1 protein-coding gene and 2 pseudogenes are annotated in these 1,368 nt (G+C 36.2%); all 3 read left to right on the top strand.

Annotation, left to right across the window (positions count from 1 at the left end; genetic code table 11):
* A partial coding sequence (locus F905_RS00195; protein ID WP_034597316.1) for a PoNe immunity protein domain-containing protein occupies positions 1-686 on the top strand: 686 nt, incomplete at its 5' end.
* 93 nt (positions 687-779) lie between these two features.
* Positions 780-887, top strand: a pseudogene (locus F905_RS15620) (hypothetical protein); the annotation flags it as partial.
* Positions 888-891: 4 nt separating this feature from the next.
* Positions 892-1,368: pseudogene (locus F905_RS00190) on the top strand (hypothetical protein); the annotation flags it as partial.

Below are 1,368 nucleotides of genomic sequence, written 5' to 3'. Positions count from 1 at the left end.
ATATTTCCTTGGGAACTGAAGATTATTGGTATATTGCTTTACGATTGATATGCTTTGGTTTACTGACAGGGTATGCAGATCAAATGAGTCGAATTATGACGATTATCGATTATGTGGAAGCAACGCCTGAAGGGCAGGAAAAAGATGGTTTAATCGAGCGATTGATTGCTCCATTTGTAACAGATCGAGGCATACCACCGAACGATGCACGTCGTCATTTGCCTTATCGTAAGCTCATTAAAGTTTTTGATGCTGATGCAGAAAAGCGTCCAGCAATGATGTTGCAATACTTAGAAGATTGGTATGAAGCCAGTCGTCGTGAACCTTATCATGATCAACATCCACAACCTGATATTAGATCAGGCATCAGTTATTTTGGTTATTGGTCATGGGAAGCAGCAGCTGTGACATGGCTATTAGATATTGACGATTCAACTTATCGAGAGCATCAATTTTATCCGAAAGATTTAGTCGATTTTGCTAGATCGCAAGCTGAATCGGTTTCAGCAGAAACCACTATAGAAAAAATTAAAATCAAAGGTGGAGAGCAATCCACGAAAACAGGTTTTTGGACGACTCCTGCCCAGCCAAATCAGCGTCAGCACTTTAGTAAAGGTGAGATTTTACCAACGCTTTCTGAACAAGATTGGGGTGAAGTATATTGGTATTATGATGGTGAAGAATAGAATTAAAAATGCCCTTCGGGGCATTATTTTTATATGGATAATATTATTGCCCATTCTTAATATCATAAGTCCAAAGAAAAAAATAACTTCAACCATTATGAGAAATGTAAAGGCCTAAATTAGCCAAAGTGTACACTGACAGTAACCGCACACGGTATAAAATTAGAATTTGTTTTACCAAACGAGATGTTGGAGAGATAAAAGAATGTCAACACAAGTAGGTGATCAAGAAATAGATTGGCAAAAATGGGAAAGCTTAGAAATAGATAATGAAATTAGCTTTCGAGATGAATATTTATTAATACAAGATTACCATGAGAATTTTGATGAATTATTAAACGGATTATATGCCGTTATTGATGGATTTAGTCATTATAAAAATGATTCTAAGTTTGGTGGATATATTGCTTCTGGAAGAAGACGGATTATTGATACTTTAGATTCGATGTCCTTACAGTATTCAGCAGGTGGAGATTTAAATTTTATAAAAGAACTTTACCCGTATCTTCTTCATTGGGCAGAAGAATATGCTGAAACGAGTCATCTTTATAATTTAAGCCCAGATGCAGGAGGACGTTATGTCTGGCATATTTCCTTGGGAACTGAAGATTATTGGTATATTGCTTTACGATTGATATGCTTTGGTTTACTGACAGGGTATGCAGATCAAATGAGTCGAATT

The sequence above is a fragment of the Acinetobacter sp. CIP 53.82 genome (genome assembly GCF_000369465.1).
Lineage (GTDB): Bacteria > Pseudomonadota > Gammaproteobacteria > Pseudomonadales > Moraxellaceae > Acinetobacter > Acinetobacter indicus.
Note: the sequence above shows the minus strand (reverse complement) of the source record. Positions and strands in the feature narration are given on the sequence as shown.